The following is a 22291-nucleotide window of genomic DNA, read 5'->3' on the forward strand; positions in this document are numbered from 1 at the left end:
TCAAGGCTCTCGAACAGTGGACCCTCAGACACGGCCGTACACCACATCCGGCACCGCGAGGGTGAGCTCGTCAGTGGGGGAGGGCCGGTGGTCGATGTGGTCGGTCAGCTTGTCGTACCAGAAGGCGTGCGAGTCCTTGCCCACGGCCTTGCAGGACATGGTGAGCGCGCCGCGGGGGTCGGCCTCGATCCGCTCGATCTCGACGGGGCCCCCGGCGGGAAGGCAGGCGTCCGGGGCTCCGGCCTCGGACAGGTCCTCGTCGACGATCACCTCGATCTCCAGGTCGGCGGCATCCAGCCGGTCGCGAAGGCGGGTGTAGGCCGCAGGGTCGGTGATCAGGAGCTCGGGGTGATCGGCCGCGTTGCCGACCGGCCGGAGGCAGTGCAGTTTCAGCTGCTCCACGCCGTAGCCCTGGAGTACGCGAGCGAGCGGCAGTACCTCTTCGATGTTGCGTGAGGTGACCGTCATGGTGGCACCGGTGCGGACACCGAGTCGCTGGGCGATTTCGAGGGCGCTCAACGCGCTGCGGTAGCTTCCGAACTTGCGGATCTGGTCGTTGGTCGAGCCGATGCCCTCCAGCGATACCCGGAGCAGGTCCAGGTCGGGGCCGATCTCGGTCAGCCGACGCTCGATCCGGTAGCCGTTGGTACAGATCTCCACCCGCAGCCCAAGATCCCGCTTGGCGTACTGGACGACCTGGCTGAGGTCCCGGTAGACGAACGGTTCGCCGCCCAGCAGGGTGACAGCCTCGGTACCGTACTGGTCGCACATGAGGGTGAGGAGGCTGATCGCCTCGTCCGCGGTGAAGGCGTCGGCGTGTTGGAGCCGCTTGCCGTGAAAGCAGTGCAGGCATTCGAAGTTGCAGCGGTACAGCAGCTGCAGGTACAGCATCCGGATTCTGCGGATCCCGGTGACTTCGCTGATCACGAGGGTCTCCTTCGGGCGTTTGCCTGGTGGGAGACCTGATATTGGCGGGACAGGTACGGACTCCGTCACCGCGTATCGGGACGCTCCAAGGACGTCCTGGGACGTTTTCAGGACGCCGCGAACGTCTCCAGGATCCCGAGCACGCGAGCGGTGTCCACGAGATTCGGTAGCACCCTTTGAGCACCGGCAGCGGCCAGTTCTTCGGCGCTGTGGACGCCGGAGGCAACGGCGATGATCTCGGAGCCCGTAGCGATCGCGGCCTCGACGTCCCTCGGCGTATCGCCCACGAGCACGACGGGCACGTCGTCCTGCGCACCTCGCAGCCGCTGAGCACGCTCACGGGCGACAGCAACCAGGGCCGGCCGCTGGAGAGCGTCAGCCCCGTAGGCGCCAACTTGCAGATCGAGCAGGGAGTCGAGGCCGAAGGCCGATACTTTCACTCGGGCGTTGGCCGCGATATTGCCAGTGAGTACCGAGGACACCCAAGCGTTGCGTACGGAGGCTTCCTTCAAGATCTCACGCACACCGGGCAAGGCCGTTCCGCGTTGGCTGAGCTCGGATAGACGCGCGGCCCCTGCGGCCGTGAGGGCCTTTTCGACAGCTGCCCAGTCCGGCTCGGCCACACCGTTTCGGTGGAACATGTCGCGCATGATCAGGCGGTCCGTACGGCCTTCCGTCCGTGCCGGCCCCGCGGGCTCTCTCCCCGACAGTGCCGTGAAGGCAGCGGCGTAGATCTCCTTGCTGACCCCGGCATTCTCGATCAGCGTGTGGTCGATGTCCCACAGGACGATGAGCTCCATACGCCCAGCGTAAGCACCCTGGTCGTGTCGTCGACGTCCCGGAGAACGTCCCGAACGTCCTTGCCGCTCCAGGCACCTTCAGCTTGTATGGCGCCTGTGAACGAGCGACTGCACTCCGTACTCGCCCAGCGCGGCATCCCACCCGAATCCCTCGCCGAAGTCTGCGAGGTGGACCCCAAGACGGTGAGCCGATGGCTCGGCGGACGTGTTCCCCACGCTCGCCACCGCTTCCGCGTAGCACGGCACCTGCGGGTGGAGGAATTGTTCCTCTGGCCGGTACCGGCACGCGGTGCTCAACAGCAGTCCGCCGGGTCAGAGCAGGAGCTGGTCACGACCTATCAGAACCGTGCGAGCGTCCCTCGGGACACATGGCTGTCGCTGCTCAAGGGCGCCCAGGAGCAGATCAGCGTCCTCGTCTTCTCCGGTACCTTCTTCGCCCAGTCCAACCCCCACGTCGCCAAGATGCTTGCCGAGCGTGCGTCGGACGGGGTGCAAGTGCGGCTCTGCTTCGGCGACTCGAACGGCCAGGCAGCAGCCATCCGGGGCCGGGAGGAGGGCATCGGCGACACCCTCGCCGCCAAGATCCGCGCCTCCCTCACCTACTACCGGCCTTTACTCTCCGAGGCAGGCTGCGAGGTAAGACTGCACGACACCACGCTCTACACCTCCATGTTCCGCTACGACAACAACCTCCTGGCCAACCCACACGTCTGGGGCCAACCGGCCAGCGCCAACCCCATCCTGCATCTCCGCAGAGCTGACACCACGGGCTGGTTCGACAACTACGCTCAGAGTTTCGAAGCTGTCTGGGCCGCCGCACGGCCCTGGACACCAGACCAGGAGGGGCCCGCGTCACATGGGCAGGACTGAGTACTACAACGACCCCAAGGCCCCCAAGGCGAATACGCTCATCCCCGCCAACAACCTCCTCGTCGTCGACGAAAACGGCGCCATACTGCTCCAGCGCCGCCGGGACACAGGCCAGTGGGCCCTGCCGGGCGGCGCCCAGGACATCGGCGAGACGGCGGCCGAGTGCGCAGTGCGCGAATGCCTGGAGGAGACCGGAATCATCGCCGAGGTCACGGGATTCTTGGGGGTCTACACGAACCCGAACCACATCGTGGCCTACACGGACGGCGAGATCCGCCAGCAGTACGAGAACACCTACATCGGCCGCCCCGTGGGCGGCGAGCCCACGATCAACGACGAAGCCGACGGCGTCCGCTACGTCCAGCCGAACGACTTGGACGACTACGACATCCACCCCAGCATGCGCCAGCAGATCGGCGACTACCTCGCCGGCACGTACCCCTACCTGGGCTGAATCGCCAAGGCCGCTTCCACCCGCCTCACGGTCGCCAGGATTTCCGGCGACGCCCGACGGATGAACCGCCCCACGAGGCTGTCCGTGCCGTAACGCTCCATGATCTCTGCCAGCCGATCCTCGACAGACGTACCCTCTCCACCGGGCGTCGTCGTCATGTCGCAATACACCAGGGTGTCCACGAGCCGGTTGTCGTCGAGCAGCGGAAATTCGGCTTCCAGATCGCCCCGTAGCCCGCGCTCCTCCGCCTCCAGCAACGCCAACGAGTGGTTTGCCACCAACCGCACTAGCCGTTCATCCGCAGCATGGTCGTCACGAAGGAACCGGGCACCATCCAGCGGATGAAAGCCTGTCGCTGCCAGCCGCGGCGCGTAGCCCACGTCGTGAAGCACGGCGGCAGAAGCCAACAGGTCCGCGTCACCACCCAGGAGTTCAGTCAGCTCGGCCGCGCGCCGCGCGACCCCTTGCGAGTGCATCCATCGACGAGGAAGAGGCTCACGCAGCTCCCCCTCAGCCACCGACCATGCCCACTTCGCCATCGATCCGTTCATGCTCATTACGTGCCCCCGCAGAATCAGGGCCGAACCCACCCTGCGTCTGCTGCTGAGCGGCACGCCGTTGCACCTCGGACCGGCCGAGGCACAGAGCGGCAGTCACGTTCGCTGGCTCGCCGAGACTCCGCTGGCCAGGGCAGCCAGGGCAGCGAGCCTGCACGGCGATGGGCACAAGGAGGGCTAACACGCATGGCGACGATGCCTTTTCCAGGTTCGCCGAAGCGATGGTTTTAAGGGCCTCACCGGTAGATCAGCCAGGCCCCTATACCCATCCCCGCAAGCAGTAAGGGCCCATAGACAGGAGCGACCGCCCACGACCTAATATCGGGCCAATCGGGCCAGTAGTTGACACGCGAACCCGCAGGCGACGCCAGGGTAGGATTCAAGGAGAATGTAGGAATTGAACGATCGGCCGCTACCTCGTCATAGAGCTTACGAAAGGCGCGCTCCTGCTTTAGGTAATTAGCATCAAGAATACCGAAGACAAGTACCGCCAAGAGGCCGAGAAGCGCCACGAAGATCGAACTCTTCGTGATCGCGTATCCGTAAGTCGCGGTTACAATTGGAAGTAGCCACGCCTTCGAGGATGACGACGCCTGTGACATGCGCGTAATTATCGCTTGAATGAACGACAAGTGCTGCCGACGATCCTCCGCCCCGACCGTGCTTACTTCACTAAAAAGCGCAGACTGGATCGCAGCGAGGGTCTGACTTTGAGCTTGACTGCCTTCGGCTGCACCCGCAGGCCATCTAAGCATCATGCGATCTTCCGACCATCGGGGCACGAGGTGGAAATGCACGTGAGGCACAGTCTGGGTGGCGGCCGCCCCGGTCGACTGAATCACGTTCAAACCATCCGGAGCCAGGGCCGAATTGATCGCACGCGCTGCCCTGAGGAACGCTTCACCCAAATCGCGCGCCTCAACAGCATTGAGATCGGTCAGGTCTGAAACGTGGCGGTTCGGCACTACCAAAGTGTGACCGCGAGTCGCTTGTTCCAATGGAAAAAATGCGGTGACGTCTTGGGTGCGATACACCAGCCTCGCGCTGGAGTCGCCTCCTGTGACAATCACGCAAAACGGGCATGCGGATTGATTTACCATGACCGCCTAACCACCCCTTGACTCGACCAAGACTCCAAGTTGTCACGCAGCTTATTGTAGGTTTCCTTACTGTCAGTCTTTCCCGACCAATCCTGCGTCGTGGGATCAAATATTGGCACTACCCCGGCACCAATAGCCTTGGAAAAGGGGTCGGAACCCGCACTATCAACACTACCCAGAGCCGAGAGTCCATGGATTCGGATCCCCAGCAGCGGTTTCTTTTCGGCCCATGCCTTTTTAATCTCATGTATGACCCAGGGTCGACTTGCCGTGTGTTTGCCGATCAAGACGATGACGGCCTTCTTGTACGCCATCTGTTCGTGAATCCACTTCTTGATTGCCTCGTCTCCACGCCTACGCACCTGCTCCCAGTCCTGCGAGTTCAACAGTGGCTGCGCTTCAAGAGCGTTAACATTGCGAACCAACTGGACGCGGTGGACATCTTGTTCGTAGTGGAAGCTGTAGAAGACCGTCTTGGCCATGGAAGCGCCAATCGAGAGTGCCGATGCGGACGACTGCGACTCTAACTGCGGCCTCCGACAACTTGTACGAGAACGCAAGAAGTCATGACCTTGTAGACGAGGTGGTCACACACGGCAGCTCTGACGCAGATCGCAACCGCGAGCAGCCGGCCTACGTCCGCCAGAGCCCGGAAGTTCAGCACATGGATCCGGGGCGCCCGCAAGCGCGTGGCTAAGGGGCGCCGACCGCAGCGGGTAGAGCGTCACAGCGTGATCTCCCTCGAAGATCATCCGCCCTGACCGCAGCCCACCGCGTGCATTGGTGTCCTAGCCTTCGCGATTCTGAGTGCTCGGAAGCAAGACCCAGCCACCACCCTGACAGAGGGATCGACGAGAGGAGCTACACGGCCATGGGGGGCGTCTTCATCAACTACCGCAGAGGTCCGCGCGCCACGGATGCGGTGCACCGGCTGCGTCATCGGCTCGGCCGACACTTCGGTGACGCGCAAGTCTTCCTCGACACGTCGTCGATGCTGCCGGGTAGCCACTACCCAAACGACCTCAGAGCCCGAGTGCATGACTGCGAGGTCCTGCTCGTCACCATTCCAGAGGGCTGGTTGGAGGCGCGCGACCCATCGGGCGTTCGATCCCTCGACCGCCCGGGCGACTGGGTGAGGCACGAGATCGAACTGGCGCTGGCCGCTGGGAAGACCGTGATCCCCCTGCTCCTTGACGCCGCAGAGCCACCATCGCCCGAGTTGCTTCCCACGTCGATCCGCGATCTCTCTCTGCGACAGGCACATCGCCTCCCCGCCGACGACTGGGACGCATCCGTTGAGGAGCTAATCGCCTCGCTGGAGACCCTGGTGGCATCGGAGTGGGTGCCAGTAGTCCTATCTGAAATACGGGCGCCACGACGACCAGGCCGACTGCTCGGCTGGGCAACCGGCCTCCTCGCCGCCGTGCTCTGCGTTCTCATACCCTGGGCAGCCGCGGCGACCAGGCCGCTCCCAAAACCGGGCGACAGCCCGGTCGCATTGCTACTGGCCCTGGCTTCCCTTGGGCTGATGGGCTCCGTTCTAATCGCTGTGCTGCTGTCCTGCGGCCTAATGCGCCGCCCAGTTCAGGCGTGGGAACGTGACCTGCAGGATGCCTCGCAGGAGACCTACCTTCGGGCAACCTATCCGGTGCCGGCCTTTCTCTTGCTGCTCGCGGTAGGGCTCGTGATTCACGTGTGGGGGCAGAGTCCCGGCTTCGCCGTCGTTCTGACACTGGGTATGTGTGCTGCCGTCGGCCCGATGGCAGCCCGTTTCGTGCGCTCCCTCAAGAGCGACCGCGAACGGTGGGTGCAGTGGCCGGAGGCGATGCCCTCGGTAGCCCCGATGGCCGTGGTCCGGCGGGAGATCGCTCGGCTTGACGTGCGTACGCAAGAATGGGAAGCGCCGATCCGGCGAGAGCAGCGGGACCGAGCACGGTTCGCGCTCGAAGAGCTGGCAGGGGCGGTAACCACTCAGGCGCGTGCGGTGGAACGTGGGCGGTTGCGATGGCTGTGTGAGGCGCAGCCCTGGATCTTCAGCGGGTACAACCTCTGGTTGGCGCTCACCGTCGCCCTCACGCTCGCCTGGACTTTGCCCCTTGGCGTCCAAGGCGGGGGTGGGGCGCGACTCCACGTGGCGCCCGTCGTCGCTGGGGTTGTGGGGTTCTGGCTGGCCTGGACGACCATGGAGTGTGCTTACCGCTACCAGCGGTGGCAGCGCCGGATGTTTCACACAGAGGCGGTGCGACGGCTCGCTGTGATATCGGCGCGGGTCGACAAACTGAGTCTGCCGGTCCGTACACGGCTGGCGACGGCGAGGGAAAGCTAGGCGGGACAGGTGGAGCGGCACAGGGCCTGGTCACGGCGCGACCTGGGTTCGCTCAATAAGAGCGCGAGCTGACAAAGCTCACTCATGGAGGCCAAGGAGCCGTGAGCCGTGCAAGTGGATCAGAGGTCAGCGCGTTAGCTACCCAGGTTTCGGTTCCCCATGCGAGGTCGGCCAGCCACGCTGCGGGGCTAGCGCCGGCGACGCGAAGCGACGTCCGAGGAGGTCCCCTTCGATGACGTCGTCGTTCAGCTCGTCCAGGCTGCTGCGGTAGGCAGGGAGCGTGCCAAACCCTGTGGCGGCGTCGATCTGCGCGCAGAGGTGGGCGAAGTCCGAGGGACGCGGCTTGTCGACCTGACGCCGGGTCCCGCCGGCAAGGGGGGGCGGATATCGCGTGCTCTATGACGCGGGGTACGAAATCGACCACATGCGAGAGGAACTGTTCGCGCGCCCTGCGGCGTCGGAGGCGGCGACGCTACTTCAGCTGACACCCGGTGAGTGGGTTGTAGAGCTCCACCGCACTACCTACACGGCTGACGGGACCGTGGTGGAGTTCGCCATCGGTGTTCATGCGGCGAGCCGCTTCGCCTGGGCGTACGACTTCAAGGTTCCCGATTCGGCAGAAGGAGCGCCCCAGTGATCTCGGTGCAGTCGTGGTTTGATGCTCAGCGGCTCTGGGACTTCCAGCAGATGCACCACGAACCGCGGCCCTGCTCGGTCGGCGTGAGTCTCGGCAGTCATGACTTGGGCGTGGCCGAGGTGGCCGTGCATCTGTACCAGCGCGGCATGTTCCCGCTGATTGTCTTCACTGGCGCGACTAGCCGGACGACACGCGACCGGATGCCCCGCGGGGAAGCCGAGCACTATCGGGAGCGCGCGCTGGAACTCGGCGTTCCCGCATCAGCGATTCTCGTTGAGCCGAAAGCGAGGAACACGGGTGAGAACATCAACTTCGCGCGCGAGCTACTTGCAGAGCGAGGTATTGACGTGTCGTCTGCAGTGCTTGTGAGCAGACCGTACGAGGAGCGCGGGGCTTACGCGACAGCGCGCAAATTCTGGCCCGAAGTCGCGATGGCCAGTGCGTCGGCGCCCATGACGCTCTTGAAGTACGTCGACTCCATCAAGGACCCGCGTCTTGTGCTGGACATGCTTGTGGGTGCCCAGCAGCGTCTGCTCATCTACCCGGAGCAAGGGTTCATCATCAGGCAAGAGGTGCCGGACTCCGTTGCCGCATCCTACGAGTGTCTGTGTTCCGAAGGGTTCACTAGCCGCCTCGTCTCGGCGACGCGGTAGAACTCTCCCTACTTCATCAAGGCCCGCGCACAGCACGGGAGCGCGCCGCCTCGCGGAGCACTGCGTGCATGCGGGCGAAGATGGGAGAACTCTCCCACCGACCTACTGCTCGGAACTGACCCCAGACGGGCGCAGGCTTCCTTAGCATGCACTCATGGCTGAAGCTCGCGAGCGTATAGGCACCAACATCCTTGCCACCTGCGGAACCTGTGATCAGGTAGTCATGGCTGTAGTGGAAGGGGTACTGGTCGAAGGGAATCCGAACAAGGGTTTCCCGACACTCCTGCAGCTTGCAAGATGCCTTAAATGTGGCGATGGACTGCTTGCTATAGAAGAAGATTACGGGAAAGGCTGGGACGGGAATCCGATGACGGCCTGGCCGAACACTCAAAGATCACTTAGTTGGCAGATTCCCGAGATTCTGAGGAGGCAGCACGAGGAAGCGCATAGGTGCTTCTCAGTCAAGGCGTATACGGCAACCGTAGTGATGGTGCGACGAACCTTGGAGGGTGTGTGTAGTAATCAGGGTGTCGACAATCGAGGACCGTTGATGAGGCGCCTTGAGCAACTCAAAGAGAGTGGCAAGATTGACGGGCGTCTTTTTGAATGGAGTCAGGCCCTCCGTTTGCTAGGTAATGAAGGTGCCCACTTCAGTGAAAAGGTGGTTACTGAGGACGACGCTGCAGATGCACTAGCCCTTGCGGAAGCACTAATGGACTACCTGTACGTCTACTCTGCGCAGTTCGAAAAATTCAAACAGCGCAGAGCGCAGGGATGATTGGTCTTAATGGATAGAAAGTCCACGCCATCCATCGATAGTCTTAATGGAGTCTTGGAGTTTGGTGAAGCCGATCCGCCCCGGCTTGATAGCCTTTCGGAGAGGGACGCTCATGATTTCCATGGTCTTCAGCATCTCCAGGATCTCGCCTAGGCCCTCCAGGAATTCTTGAAGGTCAGATGACCCCTGCGTGATATCCTCGATAATCTTTTCCGCCAACGTCGCGCCGTGTGATGTATTGACACCAACCAATTGACTAACGACGGCGCGCAAGAGCGCGTCGGCCTCTGTGACGGACTGGGCGAACGTCGTCGCGCTTTCTTGAAGCTTCAGGGACGGCTCGCGTACTGCCGCTGCCATCACAACGGACCGAGATCGGAGAACGGCTGGGGAAGTGGGGCTGAACTTCTGCATCTCCTCCTGCACTACCGCGCACCACGTGGTGAGGTCTTGCGTTGCTGCTTCCAACTCAGGCGTGAGAGCCTCTCCCAGTTGGTTCAGTTGCTCAAAGTGCTGAAACAGGTCGAATTCCTCGTTCAGCTCGTCCGATTTTTCCTCTCCAGCTACCGCTGAGACAGCAGAAAGGTTTGCTTCGGCTTGAGAGATAATAGTGACAAGCTTATCGGCGATCCTTGAGAGCGCCTCCCTCCACTCCCTCGTGCCGCGACCCGCCAAGAATGCTTCTTCAAGATTTTCGAACTGGATTCGTTCAATGAGGCGCACCTCGGGCATCTGGCTATCTGCCGTGATGCCGCTGGCGCCCATGATAACGATAGGAAGGAGTAGGTACTTGGCGCCCAGCAGTTCGGCGCTCCCATGGAAGGCGTTCAGCTCTTCGCGGCAGGCGGGACGGTTGAAGTACTGCATGGTAATGATTGGCATAAAGATGGAAGCGCCTCTTAGTTCAGAGTCGATTCGGCGTCGCCAATCGGTTCCCCAGCCGATACTTTCGCGGTCAAAGAAGATTTCCAGTGTGCCCCCTGTCTTAGCAGAGTAAAAGCTTCGCAGATCACTCGTGAAGTGCTCTACTGCCTGGTTGAGGAGTTCATCGTCCAGGTGTGCGTAGCTAACGAAGATACGGTTACCCTGACCTGCGGGGTTAGCGTCCATGGTGTCTCCGGACCGTGCGCGGTGTGATAGCTGGTCATAGTGTTCCTTATGCGGTGAGTTGATGTTGGCCGTTTCGTGGAATCAATGATCTTTCTGTTCGCTCGTGACCAGTTGCAGTGCGTTCCACCGATCTACCCCCCCCGGCGTCTGGGTGAGTGACTGGTGGATCCTGCCGGCAGTGCCGGTGTACTGACGCTGGACGCTGACCGTGTCGGTGCCTTTCTTCACGTCACCGGTCTCGTCGACCACCAGTACCGCCTGGTCGTCGTGCAGGTGCTCCACCACGTAACCACGGACAGCGTCGGCATCCCACTTGGCCCGCCCCAGCAGGTGCTGCATGCCGTGCGGGGTCGCCTCCCCGGCCCACTCGGCAATCGTCCAGCAGTTCTTGCGTGGCACGTCTGACAGCAGGCCGAGCACCAACCGCCCCGCCCGACGCCGGGGTTCGACCCGCGCGAAGCGGCCCGCGATCCGACCCATCAAGCCCTCGAACGCATCCCGCCAACGGGCGGGATCTACGCAGTGCCCTGCGGCCACCGTCTCTTCGTCAGTCCACACAACTCACGATGATCAACGGTGGCCGCACCCATGCCCGCACCAGCAAGATCACGATCTACAGCTGGAGTACCAGCTCGTGAGCTTCCGCAGCACGCCGATGGTGTCCACTGCACTCGACACGACGGCGCTACCTGCCATCAACTCCATCAGAGCGACAAGCCCCTTCTTCCAAGATGCCCCTTCGCAACTCAAGCGCTCCTATGATCGGTTCACGCGATCAATGCGGAGTCGTAGTGGGGGGCCATGACACAGCCAGCAGCCGAAAGGGCGATCGAGGGACTCCTCGGCCACGACAGGAAGATCCTCGATCTTCGACATGACATCCGTAAAGCCCGCCTTAGGCGGCTCTTATTGGTTTCGACCTACTCCTCCGCACCCGCACTGCTGTTGCTCCTCTTTATCGGGAACATCGCGACATGGGGCCGCGTCGACCTGGCCCGCGTCAATCTGGCCTGCATCCCGCTTCTCATCGCCCTCTTGGTCCTGTGCGTGATCGTCCGCGAGAACAGCACCAAACGTGTCGGCATACATACGGTCCTCTCAGACACGTGGGCGTCGGGGTACGCGGCGACAAAGAAGATCGACCTTGAGCTGGCCATAGAGCGAAGGCGTCTTTCCGCCGCATCTACCAACCTGCCAACAGAGACCCGCCGCCACATCTACCGAGAGACCGTGCCAGGAGCCATCGAGCAGTACCGCTCCGACGGACTTCGCTACCGGCGGGTTCACAACCTCTTCCAAAGCGTCATTATCATCGGCTCGCTGGCGACGTCGACGGCAGCGAGCCTCGCGGAAACCCCAGCGCCCTACAAGTGGATCACCGTTGGCACCAGCTTCTCAGTTGGCCTCGCGGCCGGCTTCACCGGCTACTTCAAGTTCCGCGAGCGCAGCTTCTACCTCCAGCAGACTGCCGACGCCATCGAGGAGGAGTATGACGCCGTCAACCTGAAGGTGGGCCGGTACAAGGGCAGCACAGACGACGCAGCGGCTCTGCTGGAGTTCACCGAACGCGTGGAGACCCTCAAGAACGACCAGCGCAAGCGCCAACAGCAACTCGACCAGCCGACAGAGACGCCCGAAGGCTGACGTCATTGTCCTGATCGTTGTCCAGTTCGCTGACGGACGTCACGGTCCACTGTCGTACACGCACCCCATCCGACCAGCAGCGCGAACGCCCATGAACGGCCCCGGACGATCCTGCGCACAGTTGGAAGGCGTGTTGGCCGCGAAGCGATGACGTGTCCGGAGTGCGTGAGCGCTGCGTGAGCGGACGGGGCGGCACCGGATGGATCGGGTGGTACGCGTAGCGAGCGGTTCAGGTCTCCTACCTGGGGAAACGGGATTCACGGGCACCGCCCAGCACCACCCGAGATGATCTTGCGGGCCCTTGTAATGCGTAGGTCGTCGGTTCGAATCCGACAGGGGGCTCTGTGAACCCCAGGTCACTCTGCCGTGACCTGGGGTTTTCTGCTGTTCGCCCACACCCGTGCGCCGCCCCGGCAGTCGGACGTGCCCGTGGAAGCCGTCGGCGTCAGTGGCGTCCCGCGATGCGGTCCGCCGTTCTTGCCAGGGGGTCCGTGGTGGGGCGGGACGATGTGGTCTCGCGGCGGTCGGCGGTGCGGTAGGCGGCGTAGAGGGTGTGGACTCCGAGCCAGCGGAAGGGCTCGGGTTCCCAGCGGCGGACCTTGTGGTTGACCCAGGGCAGCGTGGTCAGCTCGGTGGGTCCCGCCTGGCCGGAGTCCTGCTGGATCAGGTCGCGCAGGGTGCGGGCCGCGAGGTTGGCGGTGGCGACGCCTGAGCCGACGTAACCTCCGGCCCAGCCGAGGCCGGTGCTGCGGTCCAGGGTGACGGTGGCGCACCAGTCGCGGGGGACGCCGAGTACGCCGGACCAGGCGTGGTCGATGCGGGTGCCCGCCGTGGTGGGGAAGAAGCGGACGAGCAGGTCGCGGAGGGCCTCGATGGTGGCGGGCTGGGTCCTGCCGTCGTTGTCCGTGGCCGAGCCGTAGCGGTAGGGGACGCCCCGGCCGCCGAGGGCGATGCGGTCGTCGGCGGTGCGCTGGGCGTACATGTAGGCGTGGGCCATGTCGCCGAGGGCTTCGCGGCCGTCCCAGCCGATGGTGTCCCAGAGGGCCTTGGGCAGGGGCTCGGTGACGATCATCGAGGAGTTCATGGGGAGCCAGGTGCGTCTGTGCCCCTTGAGGCCTGCGGTGAAGCCCTCGGTGCAGCGCAGGACGTAGGGGGCGCGGACCGTGCCGTACGGGGTCACGGCGTGCTTGGGTTTGATCTCGGTGACGGGCGTCGACTCGTGGATGGTGACGCCGAGGGCCTCCACGGCGTCGGCGAGGCCCTTGACCAGCTTGGCGGGGTGAAGGCGCGCGCCGTGCGGGGTCCAGCTGGAGCCGACGGCACCGGAGACGCGGATGCGTTCGGCGGTCTCGCGGGCGCCGCGCAGGACGCGGCCGGTCTCGCCGAAGGCGATCTCGACGGAGTGGAAGTCCTTCAGGCGGGCCAGCTGGGCCGGGGTGCGGGCGACTTCGAGCACGCCGCCGTGGTGGATGTCGGCGTCGATGTCCTCCTCGCCGGCGACCCGGATCACCTCGCCCACGGTGTCGTTCATGGCCTGCTGGAGGCGGACGGCGGCGTCGTGGCCGTGCAGCTTGGCGTAGCGGTCCCGGCCCGCGATGCCGTTGTAGAGCCAGCCGCCGTTGCGGCCGGAGGCGCCGTAGCCGCAGAACTTGGCTTCCAGGACGGTGATGTTGAGGAACGGGACGGCCTTCTTGAGGTAGTACGCCGTCCAGAGCCCGGTGTAGCCGCCGCCGACGATGCAGACGTCGGCGGTGCTGTCGCCGGGGAGGGGTTCGCGGGGGGCTGGGGTGCCCTCGCTCGCGTACCAGAACGATATGCCGCCGTTGACGGTACTGACGGTGCTCATGTGTCCCCTGCTTGTCCGTGTGCAGCCGTGTCGCTGGGGGGACGTTACCTCTACGCTCGGGCCGTGATCGACGTTCCGGACGAGCTGGTCGTGAGCCTGCGCACTCATGGTGGTGCCGAGGGCCGGGTGTTCGCCGAGGCGTTGCCGGGGTTGGCTGCCGCGTACCTCGACGCGTGGGGTCTGCGGCTGGACGGTCCGGCGATGTACGGGCTCTGCGCGCTGGTGCTTCCGGTGGTGCGGGAGGACGGCAGCGGGGCGGCGCTGAAGCTGCAGCGGGTGGACGAGGAGACGGCGGGGGAGCCGGTCGCGCTACGGGCCTGGGGTGAGGCCGGCGCGGGCGCGGTGGGTCTGCTCGAACATGACCCGGATACGGGCGTGATGCTGCTGGAGCGGCTGGACGAGCGGCGCCCGTTGACCGGGGTGGGCGACGCGCGGGCCGCGGTGAGGGTGCTCGCGGAGTCCTTGTCCCGGCTGGTCCGTGTCCCGGCTCCGCCGGGGATGCGAGGGCTCGGGGACGTGGCCGCGCGGATGCTGGAGGCGGCTCCCAGGGAGGCTGCGCTGCTGGCCGGCGCGGACGAGCGGCGGTTGCTCCTGGACTGTGCGGCGGCGGTGCGGGAGGTGGCGGGGGAGCCGGGGGACCGGTTGCTGCACTGGGACCTGCACTACGGCAACATCCTGGCCGGGCGCGCGGAGGAGGGCCGGGCCGGGGAGTGGGTCGTGCTGGATCCCAAGCCGCTGAGCGGGGATCCGGGTTTCGAGCTGTTTCCGGCGCTGCACAACTGGTTCGACGCGTCGGAGGCGCTGTGGAGGTTCGATCTGCTGACCGGGGTGCTGGGGCTGGACCGGCAGCGCGCGCGGGCGTGGACGCTGGGGCGGGTGCTTCAGAACGGGCTCTGGGGGATCGGCGGCGGGGCGCGTCGGCTGTCGGCGGAGCACGCGGAGATCGCCCGGCGGTTGCTGGGACGGAACTGAAGGGCGCGGGGCGGGCATGTCTGTCTAGGCTGCGGCCATGATTCGTACAGCCACCGCTGAAGACGTCCCTGCCATCCATGCGATGGTCCGTGAGCTCGCCGAGTACGAGAAGGCCCTCGACGAGGCCAACGCCACCGAGGAGCAGCTCCACGAGGCGCTGTTCGGTGAGCGGCCCGCCGCGTACGCGCACATGGCGGTGTCGGACGAGGACGGCGAGGTGGTCGGGTTCGCGCTGTGGTTCCTCAACTTCTCGACGTGGCGCGGGGTGCACGGTGTGTATCTGGAGGACCTGTACGTACGCCCGGAGCGGCGTGGCGGCGGTCACGGGAAGGCGTTGCTGACGGAGCTGGCGCGGATCTGTGTGGAGCGCGGGTACGGGCGGCTGGAGTGGTCGGTGCTGGACTGGAACGCCCCGTCCATCGCGTTCTACGAGTCGCTCGGTGCGCGTCCGCAGGACGAGTGGACGGTGTACCGGCTGACGGACGGGGCGCTGGCGGAGCTCGGGGCGGTCTGAGTGGTCCCTGGGGGAGGGGTCCCTGCGGCAGCGGTCCCTGGGGGTGCGGTGTCTGACGGGTGCGGTCCCCGGGGGAGCGGTTCCTAGGGGATGAGGACGACCTTGCCCACCGTGCCGCGTGTCTCCAGTGCGCGGTGGGCGGCAGCCGCTTCGGCGAGCGGGAAGCGGGTGACGGCGGGGCGGAGGCGGCCCGCGGCGGCCTCGGCCAGGGCCCGGGTCTCCAGGGCCCGCATGCCGCCGCCCTTCTCGATCATGGCGGGGCCGAGGACGTTCCGGGACGTGATGCCCCGTGCGGCGAGTTCCTCCTCGCCCAGGGAGAGGGCCTGTCCGCCCGAACTGCCGTAGACGAGGTGCAGGCCGCCCTCGCCGAGCAGGTCGACGGCGGCGCGTGCGGTGATTCCGCCGACCGAGTCGTAGACCACGGTGGCCCGGCGGCCGAGGGCGTCGAGGTGGGCGCGGACGCGGCGTGGCCAGTCGGGGAGGGTGTAGTCGACGGCGAGGCCGGCTCCGTTCGCTGTGACGCGGGCGGTCTTGGCGGGTCCGCCGGCGAGTCCGATGACCGTGGCTCCGGCGTTCCTGGCGTACTGGACGAGGAGCGTGCCGATGCCTCCGGCGGCGGCGGTGACGAGGGCGACGGATTCGGGGCCGAGTTCGGTGTACTGGAGGATGCCCAGCGTGGTGCGGCCGGTGCCGATCATGGCCACGGCCTCGGCCGGGGTGAGGCCTTCGGGGAGCGGGTGGAGTCGTTCGGCGTCGACGACGGTCAGTTCGGCGTAGCCGCCGGGTGCCTGGCCGATGTGGGCGACGACGGCGCGGCCGAGCCAGGCGGGGTCGGTGCCCTCGCCGAGGGCTTCGACGGTTCCCGCGATCTCGCGGCCCGGGATCGTGGGGAGTTCGTCGGCGGTGGACCGGTAAGGGCCGGGTCTGCCCTCGCGCAGGTGGGTGTCCAGGAGGTGCACGCCGGCCGCGGCCACGGCGATCCGCACCTGGCCGGGGGCGGGGACGGGGTCCTCGGTCCACTCGTGGACGAGGTTCTCCGCAGGGCCGAAGGCGTGGAGGCGGATGGCGTACATGGCGGGGCTCCCCGGGGCTGGTTCGCGGCTGGTGCCACCAGCTTTCGACCTCGAGCGCGGTTGAGGTCAAGGTGTTCCTGCGGTTCGCGGTTCGCGGCCCGGGTACAGGGCTGCGCTGCTGTGCCGAGGGGTTCACGTGGTGCGGGCTCCGGTTCGTGCTGTGCTGAGGGGTTCACGTGGTGCGGGCTCCGGTTCGTGCTGTGCTGAGGGGTTCACGTGGTGCGGGCTCCGGTTCGTGCTGTGCCGAGGAGTTTCATGGCCAGGACCGCCGCCGCGATGCCGCTGTTGAACGAGACCTCGCTCAGGAGCCCCGGCGCGGCGACCTGGTCCCCCGCCAGCAGGATTCCGTCCCCACGGTCGACGGCGGGCCGGTCGCGCCAGGTGGTGCCGGGTTTGTCGACGGCGCCGGTGCGGCCGGAGGCGAGGGCTTCGCGGCGCCAGGTGGTGCGGTCGCGCCAGCCGGGGAAGCCGAGGTCGAGCATGTCCTCGGCCCGGCGGACCGCGTTGGCGCGCGTCGCGTCCGGGGCGAGGGGGATCTGGGCCTGGATGAGCTGTTCTCCCGGCGGGGCGAGCGTCGGGTCCTGGGCGGTGAACCGTTCGATCCAGCCGGGGGCGTCGAGGTCGGAGACGATGAACGGGTCTCCGCGCCGGGTCCGCAGGGCCAGGTCGAGCAGCGCGGTCCGGCCGCTGTCCCAGGCCAGGGTGGTGTCATCCAGCAGGGCTCGGGCGGAGTCGAGGTGGGTGGCGACGATGACGGGCCCGCCGCGCCGCAGCCCGGCGAGTTCGCGGGGGCCGACGCGTGTCCCGGTCTTGATGTGTACGCCGAGATCCCACGCCCGGGCGGCCATCCGCTCGATGAGCTGCGCCCAGCCGCCGACGGGGTAGCGGGCCTCCGGCGGGAGAGCCGTGGCGCGGCGGAGCCGCTCCTGGACGAAAGCCGCGGAGAGCGACCCGGGGTCGTGGTGGAAGAGCGCCACGCCCATGTAGTTCGCGGCCGCGCGGGCCCCCGCTCCGCCGACCTGGCCGGTGGCCCAGCTGAGGAAGTCGGTGTCCACGGGTGCGGTGCCGCGGCGGGCGAGGCGCAACACGCCCAGGGGCGGGGTCCGGCGCAGTGTGCCGCCCCGGTGGAAGAGGAAGCGTGCACCTTCGAGGGGCGGTACGGAGGCGAGCGGACCCAGGAGCCCTCGCTGATGGAGCCAGGTCCGGTGCGGGCCGCGCCGGTAGAGGGCGTGCGGCCCTTCGTTGGTGAGGTAGGGGCCGTCCGAGGTCCTGGCCCGTCCGCCGAGGGTGTGGTGCGACTCGTGGAGGGTGACCTGGACGCGGGATTCGGCGGCGGTGATGGCGGCGGTGAGCCCGGCGAGACCGCCGCCGACGATGTGGATGCGCTGCATGGCTGGTCTCCTCGCGGTGGGCGCTTCTGCATCGGGGACGTTCGGGCGTGGTGGTCTGTGACATCGGGCCGGGAGGCGATGTCAGTGCTGTGCGTCACGATGGTGGGCATGGCACGTACAGGCAACAGGAGCGGCAGGGGCGCGGGCGCGAAGGACGGGGTGGCGGCCGCACGCCGGCCGGAGGTCCGGCTGCCCCCGCTCACGGAGTTCGAGGGGACGGAGCTGGAGCCGGACGGGGACTACGACGGTCTGCGGTTCGAGGGCACGGATCTCGCCGACGCGTCGGGTCCGGGCGCGCGCTTCATGGACTGCGAGCTGAGCGGATGCGTCCTGGACCGTACGGAGCTGGGGCGGGCCAGGTTCATGGACTCGGTGCTGACGGGCGTGCGGGGCGTGGGCACGGATCTCGCGGAGGCGTCGCTGCGGGACGTGGAGGTCGTGGACGCCCGGTTGGGCGGCGTACAGCTGCACGGGGCGGTGCTGGAGCGGGTGCTCGTGCGGGGCGGGAAGATCGATTACCTGAATCTGCGCAAAGCGCGGCTGAAGGACGTGGTGTTCGAGGGCTGTGTGCTCTCGGAGCCGGATTTCGGGGAGGCGCAGCTGGTCCGGGTGGAGTTCCGGGACTGTGTGCTGAAGCGGGCCGACTTCAGTTCCGCACGGATGGAGTCCGTGGATCTGCGGACGGTGGCCGAGCTCGACATCGCGCGGGGTGTGGAGCGGCTGGCGGGAGCGGTGATCAGTCCGCTCCAGCTGATGGAGCTGGCTCCGGCGTTCGCGGCGCAGATCGGGGTGCGGGTGGAGGCGTAGGAACGGGCGGGCCGGGCGCCGCTGTACGGGGCGGGTAGGTGCCCGGGTGCTCAGATGCGGGGGAAGCGGGCCTGGAGATCCCAGATGACAGGGTTGTCGGCGAGGCCCTCGTGCATGTCGGCCAGGTCGGCGATGAGGTCGTGCAGGAAGTCGCGGGCCTCGCGGCGCAGCAGGGAGTGGCTGAAGGTGAGCGGGGGCTCGTCGCCGGGCATCCAGTCGGCCTCGACGTCCACCCAGCCGAAGCGGCGCTCGAAGAGCATGCGGTCGGACGATTCGGTGAAGTCGAGCTCGGCGTACTGCTGGCGGTGCGAGCGGTTCCCGCGGGGGTCGCGGTCGATCTGCTCGACGATGTCGCAGAGGGCCCAGGCGAAGTCGAGCACGGGGACCCATCCCCAGGCTGTGGACACTTCGCGGTCGGCCTTGGTGTCGGCGAGGTAGACATCCCCGGAGAACAGGTCGTGCCGCAGGGCGCGGACGTCCGCGCGGCGGTAGTCGGTCTGCGGGGGGTCCGGGAAGCGCCGGGAGAGGGAGTAGCCGATGTCGAGCACGGTTCGATGGTGTCATGCCCCGCGAAGGGGCCGCGCCGTGCGTGCTCAGGGCGGCGATCGGCGGGCGGCGGGGGCGGGGTGCGGCAGCACATGGCGGCGGCGGGCGGCCGGCGGCGAGGAGCCCTGAGCATGGCACTCGGCCCGGCTGAGCGTGATGGTCAGTCCCTGAGCGTGGCACTCGGTCCGGTTGGGTGTGATGGCCGGTTCCTGCGTGGCATTCGGCCCGGCTGATCAGTCCCTGAGCGTGGCTCTGGGCGTGGGCGGGTGTGATGGCCGGTCTCTGAGCGTGGCACTCGGCCCGGCTGGGTGTGATCGCCGGCCGGGCTGTTTCCTCCTCACTCCGCAGCGGGTCCGGCGCGGCCGATGAGTTTGTTGCGCCCGGTCGGTCCAAGCTCATGACAGCCTAGAAAAGGAGACCGCCATGTCGGAGCTTCTCGTCGACTTCATCACTTCCCTCGACGGCTATGCATCAGGTGAAGGTTGGCCCGGCTTCTGGGGCCTCGAGGGCCCGGAGTACCTCGCATGGCTCGGTGAGCAGCCCGAGGTCACCTACCTGATGGGAGCGAACACCTACCGCCTGATGTCGGGCTTCGCCGCAGGCGAGCTCCCGGATGGCACCGACGAGTTCAGGCCCGAGGAAGAGGCCTCCGTCGACGAGCTCTCGCAGACGCCCAAGGTGGTGTTCTCCTCCTCACTCGAGGAGCCACTGACGTGGGCCAACTCCACGCTCGTGCGGGACGACGCCGTCGAGGCGGTCCGCGCCATGAAGTCGAACGGTTCAGGGCTCCTCAGCACGATCGGCAGCCTCAGCCTGTGCCGGTCCCTGCTGCGAGCCGGACTCGTCGACCGCTTCCGGGTCGTGATGTTCCCGGTGATCACCGGGGCCACGGGCCAGGAACGCATCTACGACGGCTATCCGGACGTTGCCCTCGAAATGGTCGAGCATCGCACCTTCGACGGCGGCATCCAGCTGGTCGAGTACAAGCCCCGCGTGCTCGAACGCCCGCCGCTCGTCCCTGCGTGACTACGGCAGCAGTCGCTGCTCCTTGGCGACGGCGACCGCTCCCGCCCGGGTGTCCACACCGAGCTTCTCGTAGATCCTGCCCAGGTGGGTCTTGACGGTGGCCTCGCTGATGAAGAGTGCGCGCGCGATGTCGCGGTTGCCGAGGCCCTGTGACAGCTGGCCCAGGATGTCGCGTTCGCGGTCGGTCAGGGTCGGGCGGGGGCTGCGCATCCGGGCCATGACGCGGCTGGCCACCGGAGCGGAGAGCGTGGTGCGTCCCTGCGCCGCCGCGCGGATCGCGGCGAACAGCTCCTCCGGGCGTTCGGCCTTCAGCAGGTATCCGGTGGCCCCGGCCTCGATGGCGCGGGTGATGTCGGCGTCGGTGTCGTACGTGGTGAGGACGAGGACGTGCACGTTTCCTGCTGCGGCGATCCGGCGGGTCGCTTCGACACCGTCGATCCCCGGGCCCAGCTGGAGGTCCATCAGGACGACGTCAGGGTCGAGCCGGGAGGCGAGGGCGACGGCCTCCTCGCCGCTGCCTGCCTCGCCCACGACCTCGATGTCCGGCTCGCCGCCGAGAAGGGCGAGCAGTCCGGCCCGTACGACGGCGTGGTCGTCGCAGAGCAGGATCCGTACGGTCGGATTCATGCGCGTTCCTTCGTGGGGGCGGGCGCTGGGGTGTGGGGGAGGGGAACGGCGGCGGACAGGACCGTGCCTTCGCCGGGCGCCGACTCGATGGTCAGGGTGCCGCCAAGCTGTTGGACCCGGGCCCGCATCGCCGGCAGCCCGTGGCCGCGTACGCCTTCGGACGGGTGGGCGGCCTGCTGCGCGGGGCTGAAGCCCCGGCCGTTGTCGGCGATGTCGAGGACGACCCGGTCGTCCAGGTGGGTCAGGGTGAGCGCGGCGATGGTGGCCTCGGCGTGTTCGGCGATGTTCGCGAGGGCGCCCTGCGCGATCCGGAGCAGCGCCGACTGCACGCGGTCGGGGAGGGGTACGGCCGGCACCCCCTCGACGTGGCAGCGCACGGTGAGGTGTGCGCCCGCCTGCGCGCTCTCGCGCGCGGCGAGCGCGTGCAGCGCCGCCTCCAGACCGCCGCCCTCCGCCAGGTCGGCCGGGGCGAGGTCGTGCACGAAACGGCGCGCCTCGGCGAGGTTGTGTTCGGCGATGCCGGTCGCGGTCAGGACGTGGCGCCGGGCGGTCGCGGGATCGGTGTCCCAGGAGCGGTCGGCGGCCTGGAGCAGCATCTGCTGGCTGGAGAGGCCTTGGGCCAGGGTGTCGTGGATCTCCATGGAGAGCCGCTGCCGTTCGGCGAGGGTGCCTTCCCGGCGTTCCGTCGCGGCCAGCTCCCGCCGGGTGCGCAGCAGGTCGTCGATGAGCTCGCGTTGGCGTGCGGCCAGGTCACGCTGGCGTACGGCCTGGCGCTGCATGTGGACGAAGACGGCGCTGGCGACGGCGGCGACGGCGGGCGGGGCCAGGACGAGATTCGGGTCGAAGCCCGTGGCGAGCCGCAGCTGGGCCGCGACGACGAACACGGTGAGCAGGGCGACCAGCCCCAGGGCGGCGCGGGGCGGCAGGATCCGCAGCCCCGTGTAGAAGAGCGGGACGGCGCACCACGCGAAGCTCGGGGCGAGGACGACCAGGACCATCCATACGACGACGAGGACGCCGAGCCACGCCAGCCGCCGGGGCGTGCGGCGGGAGCCGAACACCGGGCCGAGGAGGTAGAGCACGGCGAGCACGGCCGAGAGCGCGATGATCCACGGAGTACGGGTCTCACCGGGGTGGCGCATCAGGAACCGGGCGAGTGAGGCGCCCAGGAGCAGGAAGAACGCGGCGTGCATGAGGAGGGCCAGCCAGCGGGCATCGGGGTCACCCGCTGTCGTCGCCGCCCGTGAACCGGTGGAGACCGGCTCCTCCGGGGCCGGGTCGTGTTCAGGGCCCCCGGCCGGTCCCGCCGCCGTCGTGGCCGTCGTCGTCCGGTCCGTGTCCGGACCGGTTCCGTTCCGCCGCACCTCGTGACCCCGCGTTCCCTCGACCGTGCCGTGTCCTGCCCTGCCCTGTCCTGCCACCCTGCCGTGCGGTCCCGCCCTGCCGCGTGCGCCGGGCCGTACGCGGCAGCCCGCGCCCGCCGGAGCGCACCCCCCCGCCCGCACCGGAGCGCACACCCCCGTGCCGCCGGGGAGCACCCGCCCGCGCCGGAGCGCACACCCCGCGCCGGAGCGCACACCCCCGCGTCGCCGGAGCACGCACCCCGCCCGACGAGTTGCCTCGCGCCACCGCT

General features: G+C 67.2%; 22 protein-coding genes and 2 pseudogenes. 11 read left to right on the forward strand and 13 right to left on the reverse strand.

Annotated features, from left to right (window positions below; genetic code table 11):
- Nucleotides 1-24 precede the first annotated feature (24 nt).
- Together ACFYQ6_RS16930 and ACFYQ6_RS16935 are read right to left on the reverse strand one after the other, a co-directional pair.
- Nucleotides 25-927: a radical SAM protein gene (locus ACFYQ6_RS16930; RefSeq protein WP_388763562.1), complete on the reverse strand. Its 903-nt coding sequence runs from the start codon at nt 925-927 to the stop codon at nt 25-27.
- Between the two features lie 107 nt (nt 928-1034).
- Nucleotides 1035-1727, reverse strand: coding sequence for an HAD family hydrolase (locus ACFYQ6_RS16935; RefSeq protein WP_388763564.1), 693 nt, complete (start codon nt 1725-1727; stop codon nt 1035-1037).
- A 96-nt stretch (nt 1728-1823) separates the two neighbouring features.
- On the opposite strand from ACFYQ6_RS16935, the gene ACFYQ6_RS16940 reads away from it, so the two are divergent.
- Together ACFYQ6_RS16940 and ACFYQ6_RS16945 are read left to right on the forward strand one after the other, a co-directional pair.
- Nucleotides 1824-2597, forward strand: a complete 774-nt coding sequence (locus ACFYQ6_RS16940; RefSeq protein ID WP_388763811.1) for an XRE family transcriptional regulator — start codon at nt 1824-1826, stop codon at nt 2595-2597.
- The gene (locus ACFYQ6_RS16945) at nt 2584-3051 is read left to right on the forward strand and encodes an NUDIX hydrolase (protein ID WP_388763566.1); all 468 of its coding nucleotides are present in this window, start codon (nt 2584-2586) and stop codon (nt 3049-3051) included. The genes ACFYQ6_RS16940 and ACFYQ6_RS16945 overlap by 14 nt, the downstream gene beginning before the upstream one ends.
- Here ACFYQ6_RS16945 and ACFYQ6_RS16950 read toward each other — a convergent pair.
- From ACFYQ6_RS16950 to ACFYQ6_RS16960, 3 genes are all read right to left on the reverse strand, one after another.
- Entirely contained in the window at nt 3039-3602 is a 564-nt protein-coding gene (locus tag ACFYQ6_RS16950) for an HD domain-containing protein (protein ID WP_388763568.1), read from the reverse strand. The genes ACFYQ6_RS16945 and ACFYQ6_RS16950 overlap by 13 nt on opposite strands.
- Nucleotides 3603-3844: 242 nt before the next feature.
- A complete protein-coding gene (locus ACFYQ6_RS16955) occupies nt 3845-4708 on the reverse strand; it encodes an HIT family protein (protein WP_388763570.1) in 864 nt (287 codons plus the stop codon).
- Nucleotides 4702-5190: a TIR domain-containing protein gene (locus ACFYQ6_RS16960; protein ID WP_388763572.1), complete on the reverse strand. Its 489-nt coding sequence runs from the start codon at nt 5188-5190 to the stop codon at nt 4702-4704. The genes ACFYQ6_RS16955 and ACFYQ6_RS16960 overlap by 7 nt, the downstream gene beginning before the upstream one ends.
- Before the next feature lie 389 nt (nt 5191-5579).
- On the opposite strand from ACFYQ6_RS16960, the gene ACFYQ6_RS16965 reads away from it, so the two are divergent.
- From ACFYQ6_RS16965 to ACFYQ6_RS16980, 4 genes and pseudogenes are all read left to right on the forward strand, one after another.
- Nucleotides 5580-7034 (forward strand): toll/interleukin-1 receptor domain-containing protein, encoded by a 1455-nt coding sequence (locus ACFYQ6_RS16965; protein WP_388763574.1) that lies wholly within the window; start codon nt 5580-5582, stop codon nt 7032-7034.
- Between the two features lie 327 nt (nt 7035-7361).
- A pseudogene (locus ACFYQ6_RS16970) lies at nt 7362-7671 on the forward strand (UTRA domain-containing protein); the annotation flags it as partial.
- A complete protein-coding gene (locus ACFYQ6_RS16975; RefSeq protein ID WP_388763576.1) occupies nt 7668-8324 on the forward strand; it encodes a YdcF family protein in 657 nt (218 codons plus the stop codon). The pseudogene ACFYQ6_RS16970 and the gene ACFYQ6_RS16975, both read left to right, overlap by 4 nt.
- A 154-nt stretch (nt 8325-8478) precedes the next feature.
- On the forward strand, nt 8479-9102 hold the full coding sequence (locus ACFYQ6_RS16980; RefSeq protein WP_388763578.1) for a DUF4145 domain-containing protein: 624 nt from the start codon (nt 8479-8481) through the stop codon (nt 9100-9102).
- A gap of 6 nt (nt 9103-9108) precedes the next feature.
- Here ACFYQ6_RS16980 and ACFYQ6_RS16985 read toward each other — a convergent pair whose 3' ends face one another.
- Nucleotides 9109-10212, reverse strand: a complete 1104-nt coding sequence (locus ACFYQ6_RS16985; protein ID WP_388763580.1) for a toll/interleukin-1 receptor domain-containing protein — start codon at nt 10210-10212, stop codon at nt 9109-9111.
- A 156-nt stretch (nt 10213-10368) separates the two neighbouring features.
- A pseudogene (locus ACFYQ6_RS16990) lies at nt 10369-10692 on the reverse strand (transposase); the annotation flags it as partial.
- A 321-nt stretch (nt 10693-11013) separates the two neighbouring features.
- On the opposite strand from ACFYQ6_RS16990, the gene ACFYQ6_RS16995 reads away from it, so the two are divergent.
- The gene (locus ACFYQ6_RS16995) at nt 11014-11856 is read left to right on the forward strand and encodes an SLATT domain-containing protein (RefSeq protein ID WP_388763582.1); all 843 of its coding nucleotides are present in this window, start codon (nt 11014-11016) and stop codon (nt 11854-11856) included.
- A 445-nt stretch (nt 11857-12301) separates the two neighbouring features.
- On the opposite strand, the gene ACFYQ6_RS17000 is transcribed toward ACFYQ6_RS16995, so the two are convergent.
- On the reverse strand, nt 12302-13702 hold the full coding sequence (locus tag ACFYQ6_RS17000) for an NAD(P)/FAD-dependent oxidoreductase (protein ID WP_388763584.1): 1401 nt from the start codon (nt 13700-13702) through the stop codon (nt 12302-12304).
- A 63-nt stretch (nt 13703-13765) separates the two neighbouring features.
- On the opposite strand from ACFYQ6_RS17000, the gene ACFYQ6_RS17005 reads away from it, so the two are divergent.
- Both ACFYQ6_RS17005 and ACFYQ6_RS17010 read left to right on the forward strand, forming a co-directional pair.
- Nucleotides 13766-14674 (forward strand): aminoglycoside phosphotransferase family protein, encoded by a 909-nt coding sequence (locus ACFYQ6_RS17005; RefSeq protein WP_361578364.1) that lies wholly within the window; start codon nt 13766-13768, stop codon nt 14672-14674.
- Nucleotides 14675-14711: 37 nt separating this feature from the next.
- Entirely contained in the window at nt 14712-15188 is a 477-nt protein-coding gene (locus ACFYQ6_RS17010; RefSeq protein ID WP_356736845.1) for a GNAT family N-acetyltransferase, read from the forward strand.
- An 83-nt stretch (nt 15189-15271) separates the two neighbouring features.
- On the opposite strand, the gene ACFYQ6_RS17015 is transcribed toward ACFYQ6_RS17010, so the two are convergent.
- Both ACFYQ6_RS17015 and ACFYQ6_RS17020 read right to left on the reverse strand, forming a co-directional pair.
- On the reverse strand, nt 15272-16261 hold the full coding sequence (locus ACFYQ6_RS17015) for a zinc-binding dehydrogenase (RefSeq protein ID WP_388763586.1): 990 nt from the start codon (nt 16259-16261) through the stop codon (nt 15272-15274).
- 212 nt (nt 16262-16473) lie between these two features.
- Nucleotides 16474-17652, reverse strand: coding sequence for an NAD(P)-binding protein (locus ACFYQ6_RS17020; protein ID WP_361578357.1), 1179 nt, complete (start codon nt 17650-17652; stop codon nt 16474-16476).
- A gap of 99 nt (nt 17653-17751) precedes the next feature.
- Between ACFYQ6_RS17020 and ACFYQ6_RS17025 the strand changes: the two genes are divergently transcribed.
- The gene (locus tag ACFYQ6_RS17025; protein ID WP_388763813.1) at nt 17752-18459 is read left to right on the forward strand and encodes a pentapeptide repeat-containing protein; all 708 of its coding nucleotides are present in this window, start codon (nt 17752-17754) and stop codon (nt 18457-18459) included.
- Nucleotides 18460-18509: 50 nt separating this feature from the next.
- On the opposite strand, the gene ACFYQ6_RS17030 is transcribed toward ACFYQ6_RS17025, so the two are convergent.
- A complete protein-coding gene (locus ACFYQ6_RS17030) occupies nt 18510-19007 on the reverse strand; it encodes a hypothetical protein (RefSeq protein ID WP_361578351.1) in 498 nt (165 codons plus the stop codon).
- Between the two features lie 421 nt (nt 19008-19428).
- On the opposite strand from ACFYQ6_RS17030, the gene ACFYQ6_RS17035 reads away from it, so the two are divergent.
- Complete coding sequence (locus ACFYQ6_RS17035) at nt 19429-20031, forward strand: dihydrofolate reductase family protein (protein ID WP_361578349.1); 603 nt, start codon at nt 19429-19431, stop codon at nt 20029-20031.
- Here the strand turns inward: ACFYQ6_RS17035 and ACFYQ6_RS17040 are convergent, their stop codons facing one another.
- Both ACFYQ6_RS17040 and ACFYQ6_RS17045 read right to left on the reverse strand, forming a co-directional pair.
- Nucleotides 20032-20658, reverse strand: coding sequence for a response regulator transcription factor (locus tag ACFYQ6_RS17040; RefSeq protein ID WP_361578346.1), 627 nt, complete (start codon nt 20656-20658; stop codon nt 20032-20034). It lies immediately after the preceding gene.
- Nucleotides 20655-22022: a sensor histidine kinase gene (locus ACFYQ6_RS17045; RefSeq protein ID WP_361578343.1), complete on the reverse strand. Its 1368-nt coding sequence runs from the start codon at nt 22020-22022 to the stop codon at nt 20655-20657. Before ACFYQ6_RS17045 ends, ACFYQ6_RS17040 begins: the two co-directional genes overlap by 4 nt.
- Nucleotides 22023-22291 lie beyond the last annotated feature (269 nt).

The organism is Streptomyces sp. NPDC005494 (genome assembly GCF_042872025.1).
Lineage (GTDB): Bacteria > Actinomycetota > Actinomycetes > Streptomycetales > Streptomycetaceae > Streptomyces.